Source organism: Streptomyces sp. McG3 (assembly GCF_018619185.1).
Classification (GTDB): domain Bacteria; phylum Actinomycetota; class Actinomycetes; order Streptomycetales; family Streptomycetaceae; genus Streptomyces.
Window position 1 is genome coordinate 1 of record NZ_JAAXYC010000374.1, and the last position, 6,823, is coordinate 6,823.

Below are 6,823 nucleotides of genomic sequence, written 5' to 3' on the forward strand. Positions count from 1 at the left end.
CCCCCTCCGGGCCTGCCCGCAGTGCGCCGAGGGCGCCGGTGAGCGGGCTGCCCTCATCCGCGACGGTGACGGTGACCCGCTTCCGGTTGACGGCCGCGTGGACCCGGATCAGCGGCGTACCGGTGTGGCGGTGAGCGTTGGTGACCAGCTCGGTCACGCAGATCCGGGCGTCGTCGACCAGTCCGAGGTGCCGGCTGACCTCCAGCAGCGAGGTGACGAAGTCCCGCGCGATGCGCGGGGCGCTCGCGGTGTTCGGCAGGGTGAGCCGGTAGACCTCGCCGCCGAGCGGGTTCGGTTGTACGGGAGTTGGGGTTGCAGCGGTCATGTCGGGTCTCCCCATGGGGTCCGGTGTGGTGAACGGGTGCGCTGCGCCCGGCCCGTGGCGATGGCCGCCGCGCCGCACGTGTCAACGCGCGGCGATGCGGCTGCACTTCGGGAGAACCCGTGGTGAAGCGCGGCGTGAGACGACCATAGCGGGAAGTATCACTTGTGCTACGACTCAGGAAAAATAAGTGACCGAATGGATTACCGTGAGCGTGCCAGCCAGACTGTGAGCCGACCAGAGGAGATCGTCGATGCCACCGAGGAAGGCGCCCACGGCGCGGCAGTGTCGCGTGGGTGCGGAGCTGCGCAAGATGCGGCAGCACGCGGGCCTGGCCCTGGCTGAGGCCGCTGCCCTGCTCAGCACGGATCGCACCGCCATCAGCAACACGGAGTCCGGGCGCTTCGGGGTGAGCGGCGAGCGGGTGCGTGCCTGGGCAGGTGGTTATGCGTGTCCCGACGAGGCGTATGTGGATGCGCTCGCCGCGATGGCCGAGGAGCGGGGGCGGGGCTGGTGGGAGGACTACCGCGAGGACCTGACCAGCGGATCGCTTGACCTGGCCGAGCTTGAGCATCATGCCGTCGGTATTCGAGCAGTGCTGATCATGTACATTCCGGGGCTGCTCCAGAACGAGGACTACGCGCGGGCCGTCTTTGCGGAGGCGGTGCCGGAGCTGCCCCCGGCCCGCCGGAGGCGGTTGCTCTCTCATCGGCTCAAGCGCCGAGATGTCCTCGACCGGGAGAACCCGCCGACCTGCACGTTCCTCATTCACGAGGCGGCGCTACGGATGACGTACGGCGACTCGGGTGTCGCACGCGGTCAGTTGGAGCACTTGCTGCGCGAATCGGAGCGAGACAACGTGACCATCCGGGTGGTTCCCTTCGCTGCCGGCGGTTTTCCGGAGACGGGAAGCTCGACGCATTATGTCTACGGTCCTGTTCCGCAGCTGGATACCGTGCAGACGGACACGGCGACCGGGCCCGCGTTCCTGGACGCCGAGACGCGTCTGAGGAACTATCGGGCGGCCATGGATCGGGTCGAGGAACTGTCCCTCGACCAGCGGAAGTCGAGAGACTTCATTCGTGAGGTCGCGCAACAAGTGTGAAGGCGTGAGGTACGTGGATATTCAGTGGCGCAAGTCTTCGAAGTCGTCAGGGGCCGAGGGCAACAACTGCCTGGAGCTCGCCGAGCACGGCGGCGAGATCCTGCTGCGCGAGAGTGACAACCCCGACGTGATCGTCCGTACGACGCGCACCAAGCTTCGGGCGTTCCTGGGCGGTGCGAAGGAGGGTGAGTTCGACGACCTGGCCTGAGCCTTCCTGATCCGGCAGTGAGCGGTCCCCATCGGCGCAGATGGGGACCGCTTCACGTTCGTATCACTTGTTTATGGAGATAGGTTCACTCGTTAGACGTCAAACACTTGATACGCAACCGCATCACGCGCTAGCTTCCCGATGTGCTGCCCGTCATGTGGCGGCGAACTCCCCTGTCGCCTGCGCCCGTTGGGGGAGTGTTCAACCGGGACGCCCCCTTCCCGCAGCTCGTCACGCCGGCCGTGGGCGGGGGGTGTTCCTGGTGTCACGTCAGGAGGCTGTGCCATGTGCGACCCCGACCCCGACCCGACGCGCCCCGAAGGCTCCGCCCTTCACGCCTACTGGTGCGAGCGCTCCACGTACCCCTTGTTACGCGGCAGCGCCCCCGACACCTTCGTGCGGTTCTCCGTGTCCACCGCGACCGAGGCGATCCGGCTGTTCCGGGCGGAAGCGCGGGCTCTCGTGGAGGACTTGGCTCCCGAAGCGCGGCGCGAGGCCCGTGAGCGGATCGACGAGAGCGGTCGCGTGCGCGCGATCGCCGCTCTGCACCGGGGGCGGACCTGCGGGTTCTCGCTCGGGCACGGGGACCGGTGGACGGAGTGGACCGTACGCCCGTACCTCGCGTTCTCCGTGGCGGCCCGGCACCTGCTGCCGGTCCTGCCTCCAGGGTGCTGCTTGTGCGGGGCCCCGCGCCGGTGACCCCGCACGTTCAGCGTCGGCTCAGTGCCGGTTCGCCGCCAGGGAACCGCAGTTGGTGCCGTTCTTGCCCGCCACCTCGCCGGAGATCTCGCCGCGCCACGTCACGCACAGGCCGCGTGCGTCGAGATAGACCGGCCCCGCGTACGTCGTGTAGTACCCCGTGTCCGAGACCGTCGTGGTGGGAGAGGCGAACCCCAGCGAGGCCGTCATGTGCACGGCCTTCCCGGGTGTGGTGCGGACGGTCACCACACAGTTCTTGCCGGTGGCGGAGCTGTAGGTGAGGAAAACCGTGCCCTTGGTGCCGATCTGGGCGGAGTTCACCACGGAGTAGCCGCCCCCGCAGGCGCCGTTGTACTTCGCGGCCGCGGCGGCTTTCGGTGCCGCGGCGGCTCGCTGGGCCGCGGGCTGCGCCGCGGCGGCGGCCGGGGCGAGGGCGATCGCGGCGCAGGCGGTGGCGGTGACGGCGGCGCCGATGGCCGATGCGCGTCGGATGTTGGTCATGTCGTTCCCCGGTTTCTCGAACGGTCATGGCGGGACGCCTGGTCCGGCGCCCGGATCCCCACTCCTCGCAGTGGCGTGGGTCACGTCCTGTTGGATAGGCCGTGACGCGGTGGAGTTGTGCTGTCGGTGCGCTGTTACGAATTCATGACACAGTTGGACAAGATCACCTTTCTTGATCCATTTCCGGTGGTCGGGGATGCGATGAGTTTCGGTGTCGCCTCCGGTCTCATGCGGCAGATGTGGTCACCGGTTCGAGTGGAGGCAGCCGTGGAGAGCGACGCGAAGCGCGGGATCTGGCGGATGGTGCACGCCGAGCGCGCCGCGCTGGCCGACGACCTCGCGCGGCTGGACGCCGGGCAGTGGGATGCGCCGTCGCTCTGCGAGGGATGGACGGTGCACGATGTGGCCGCGCACCTGGTGGACACCGCCCGTACGACGCGGATCGGCTTCGTGGCAGGCCTCGCACGGGCGCGGTTCGACTTCGACCGTCAGAACGCGCGCGGTGTGGAGCGCGAGCGCGGGGCCTCGCCGCGGGAGACGCTGGAGCGGCTGCGGCGGGTGGTGTCGCGGACGACGACTCCTCCGGCCCCGCTCGACACCCGGCTGGTCGAGGAGATCGTCCACGGCGAGGACATCCGCCGTGCGGTGGGCCTGGTGCGCTCCTATCCGCAGGAGGCCGTGGTCCGGGCGCTGCGCCTTCAGGCGCGTACGCCGGCGGCCTTCGGCGGGGCGAAGGAGACGGTGGCGTCCGTACGGCTGACGGCGACCGACGCCGACCTGTCGATCGGGGAGGGGCCGGAGGTGGCGGGCCCCGCGCTGTCCCTGCTCCTGGCGGTGTCCGGGCGCCGCCGGGCGGTCGAGGAGCTGAGCGGGCCGGGGGTCGGTCTCCTCGCAGGGGACTCCTGACGGGCTGGTGGCCCTCGACCCGGCCGGGGACCGGATGGATTCCCGGCAGGGCTTCGACGCACGTCACAGGGGTACGGTGAAAGTCGGCCAGGGGTGCCACCGCGCCTGACGCCGGCTCCTCGTCCGACGCGGCGCGTACCCGGGGCTGACGGCCGCTTCCGGTGCGGCGGACCAGGCCTGACCGTGTACGTATGGACCTGTGCGGTGAGCAGAGGCGCGACCCCCACGGGCCGCGCGCGCCGGGAAGGGGCGACGTCGTGAGGAATCCCGGTGCGGCCGTCGTCGTCGGCCTCAACCGCAGGCTGCCGTGGGCGGCGATGGGCGCGGTCATCGTGGCGGACCGCATCACCGGGGAGGACTACGGGCTGATGCCGGTCTTCGCGGTCGGTCCGGCGCTCGCGGCGGCGGCCGGGCCCAGGCGCCGTGTGGTCCATGTCGCTGTCGTCGCCCTCGTGCTGTGTGCGGCGACGGCCGCCTTCAACGGGCGCATCGGTTCGATCGGGTTCTCGGTCGCCGTCGTCTGCATCGTCGTCCTCACCGTCGCCGCCTGGTTCGTGGCGGCGGCGCGGTTGCGCACCGAGGACGAACTCTCCAGCGTGAGAGCGGTCGCCGACGCGGTTCAACGGGTGCTGCTCGGCGCGGTGCCCGCCCGCACGAGCAACGGGGCACTCGCGGTCTCCTACGTCTCCGCGATCGAGTCGGCCCACATCGGAGGTGACCTCTACGAGGCCATGCCTCTTCCCGCGGGTGGTCTGCGGATCATCGTGGCCGACGTCCAGGGCAAGGGGCTGCCCGCTGTCCGCACCACCTCGGTGGTGCTCGCCGCGTTCCGGGAGAGCGCGCCCTACGTCGGCCGGCTGGCCGAGGTGGGCCGACGGATCGAGCGGTCACTGAACTGGCGCACCGACGGCGACCGCTTCGTGACGGCGGTGCTGGCCGAGATCGCCGACGACGGGTCCGTCGACATCCTCAACTACGGCCACCCCGCCCCGCTGGTCCGCCGGGGCAACGGTCTGCTGGAGCTCGCGGAACCCGAGAGCCCCGGCCCTCCCCTCGGACTCGGCCTCGGCCCGCTGACGGACGCCGGTCCCGGCCGTCGCCGGATCACTCTCGACGCCGGTGACCGGGTCCTCTTCCACACCGACGGCCTGACCGAGGCGCGCGACCCCTCCGGCACGTTCTACCCCGTCCTCGAACGTGCCGGGGAGCCCCTGTCGGACCCTGACGCGGAGAAGGCGCTCGGCCGCCTGCGCGAGGACGTCGCCCGCTTCACCGAGGGGCCGCTGGACGACGACTCCGCGTTCCTGCTGTTCCAGTACCTCCCCGCCGACGGCCCCGTCCCCCCGGCGCCGTCCGGGTCGACGCGGGCGTCATGACCGCTTCCTGATCCCTGTCCGTCACCCGCTCGGTACGGGCGCTCTGCGTGGGCGCTCCGTGCGGGCGACGGACGGCCCCGGGACGGCGGGGTCAGTTCCCGATCTCGTAAAGGGCGAACTGCTCCCACGAGCCGGTGACTTCGACCGACCGGGCGCGCAGCGCGTACTGGAGCGGTCCCGTGTAGCTGTTCTCCATGGCGACGAAACGGCCGTTCAGCGCGGACTGGAGCGCCCAGCGGTCCAGGTCCTCGTTGTAGTAGAGGGTGAACCGCTCCCAGGTGCCCGCCGCGGTCGAACGGGCGCGCAGCACGTTCTGTGTGTTGCCGGGGTAGTTCCCCTCGACCGCGACATAGCGGTTGTTCGCCAGGGACTTCAGCGCGTAGGTCTGGGTCGCCTCGTGCCATTCGAAGGCGAAGCCCTCCCACGCACCGGTCACCTCCGCGGAACGCGCACGCAGCAGACCGGTGTTGGGCGACGCGTAGTTCTTCTCGGTGGCCGTGAACCTGCCATTGCGGTCCGACTGGAGGGCGAACGTCCCGGACTCGTCCGCCGGGGCGGCCGCCCTGCGGTCGGCGGGGCCCTGGGGGGACGGGGTCAGGGTTCTCCCGTCGCTCCCGGTGATGTGTGCCAGTTCGGCTCCGTCCACCGTCTCCCACCCCGCGGGCATGGCGGCCGGCCGGTCGTTGTGCGGGGCGGCCCCGGCCGCGGGGGCGGCCAGCACGGAGGCGGTCAGCAGGGCGCTGAGGGAAAGAAGGGCAGAGGTCATGCGTCGCACAGGTATTCCTCGCTTTTCGTCGCAATGGACTCCCCGGGCAGGACAAGGCGGCCTGGATTTCTCGGACACGCGGGACCGTGAATGTGCCGGGTGGAGTCCGGTCGAACTGATCGACCAAGTGGCCACACAGTAAAGGTGGTTCACGACGTCAGGCAAAGCTTTTATGTTTCACTTCGGGAATTCTGGTGGAAGTGGAGGTGAATCCATCGTTCCGCAATTTCCTGTTAACCCGAATTCCGCTGTCCGGCGGCGAATCACGGGTGATCGCGGAGCGCTCAGGAGACGAACCCGCTGACCCGTCGGGCCAGGAGCCGCCCCCCCCGCTGCCCCCGGCGAGTTGAACGTCAGGAACATCGAGGCGGCGCTCCGGTCAGTAGATTTCGCTGTTGAGGAACGAGATGGGTGGGTGCGGCTGCGGTCGGCGTCGGAAGGACGGGGAGCCGGATGTTCCACCCCGTACCGGCAGTGCAGTCCGCCGCACCGTATGAGCCCCCATGTGAAAGCCCCGGTCATCAACGACATGACGACGTACTCCCGCGGTCCTGCTCTCGTTCTCGCCGGTGTTCCTGTCATCGGTCCCCCTCTTTCCGGCAAGAGGCGGCGTACGCGTATGCCGCCTCTTGCCCGCATGAATACTCCGGGCGGAGGTGCGGCGCGGGCGGTCGGCGGAAAGTCAAGCGCAGGCGCGTTGTCCGGCTGGTAAGGGCCGTGCCGCGTCAACAGGCGCGAAGGGGAACGGTGATGGCGTCGGCACGCGAGTGTCGTCGCGGGGTCGGGCGTGGAGAGGCGGCGAAGCGGTCCGGGGAAGGGCCGCCCCCTTTCCTGAGTGACGTGCACCCGACAGAATCCAGGGGTCCGGTCCGGTCCGGCTCCCCCACGGCCCTCGGAGGCACCCGCATGTCCGACCCCAGCCCCGCCCGCACGCCCGCAC

The 6,823-nt window shown here is 70.1% G+C and carries 8 protein-coding genes; 5 read left to right on the forward strand and 3 right to left on the reverse strand.

The window, feature by feature from the left end:
• Positions 1–325 (reverse strand): ATP-binding protein (locus HET64_RS34580; protein WP_215111205.1); only part of this gene is annotated, 325 nt, incomplete at its 3' end.
• 250 nt (positions 326–575) lie between these two features.
• On the opposite strand from HET64_RS34580, the gene HET64_RS34585 reads away from it, so the two are divergent.
• The 3 genes from HET64_RS34585 to HET64_RS34595 all read left to right on the forward strand — a co-directional run bounded on the left by HET64_RS34585 (position 576) and on the right by HET64_RS34595 (position 2,334).
• On the forward strand, positions 576–1,427 hold the full coding sequence (locus tag HET64_RS34585; RefSeq protein ID WP_215111206.1) for a DUF5753 domain-containing protein: 852 nt from the start codon (positions 576–578) through the stop codon (positions 1,425–1,427).
• 13 nt (positions 1,428–1,440) lie between these two features.
• The gene (locus HET64_RS34590) at positions 1,441–1,635 is read left to right on the forward strand and encodes a DUF397 domain-containing protein (RefSeq protein ID WP_018959870.1); all 195 of its coding nucleotides are present in this window, start codon (positions 1,441–1,443) and stop codon (positions 1,633–1,635) included.
• A gap of 366 nt (positions 1,636–2,001) precedes the next feature.
• Positions 2,002–2,334 carry a hypothetical protein gene (locus tag HET64_RS34595; RefSeq protein WP_251146288.1) on the forward strand — a complete coding sequence of 111 codons (333 nt, stop codon included), beginning with the start codon at positions 2,002–2,004 and terminating at the stop codon, positions 2,332–2,334.
• Between the two features lie 21 nt (positions 2,335–2,355).
• On the opposite strand, the gene HET64_RS34600 is transcribed toward HET64_RS34595, so the two are convergent.
• Positions 2,356–2,835, reverse strand: coding sequence for a spore-associated protein A (locus HET64_RS34600; RefSeq protein ID WP_215111208.1), 480 nt, complete (start codon positions 2,833–2,835; stop codon positions 2,356–2,358).
• A 267-nt stretch (positions 2,836–3,102) separates the two neighbouring features.
• On the opposite strand from HET64_RS34600, the gene HET64_RS34605 reads away from it, so the two are divergent.
• Both HET64_RS34605 and HET64_RS34610 read left to right on the forward strand, forming a co-directional pair.
• Entirely contained in the window at positions 3,103–3,741 is a 639-nt protein-coding gene (locus tag HET64_RS34605; RefSeq protein WP_215111209.1) for a maleylpyruvate isomerase family mycothiol-dependent enzyme, read from the forward strand.
• A 257-nt stretch (positions 3,742–3,998) separates the two neighbouring features.
• Positions 3,999–5,117, forward strand: a complete 1,119-nt coding sequence (locus HET64_RS34610; RefSeq protein WP_215111210.1) for a PP2C family protein-serine/threonine phosphatase — start codon at positions 3,999–4,001, stop codon at positions 5,115–5,117.
• A gap of 91 nt (positions 5,118–5,208) precedes the next feature.
• Here the strand turns inward: HET64_RS34610 and HET64_RS34615 are convergent, their stop codons facing one another.
• Positions 5,209–5,883, reverse strand: a complete 675-nt coding sequence (locus HET64_RS34615) for a hypothetical protein (protein WP_215111211.1) — start codon at positions 5,881–5,883, stop codon at positions 5,209–5,211.
• Positions 5,884–6,823 lie beyond the last annotated feature (940 nt).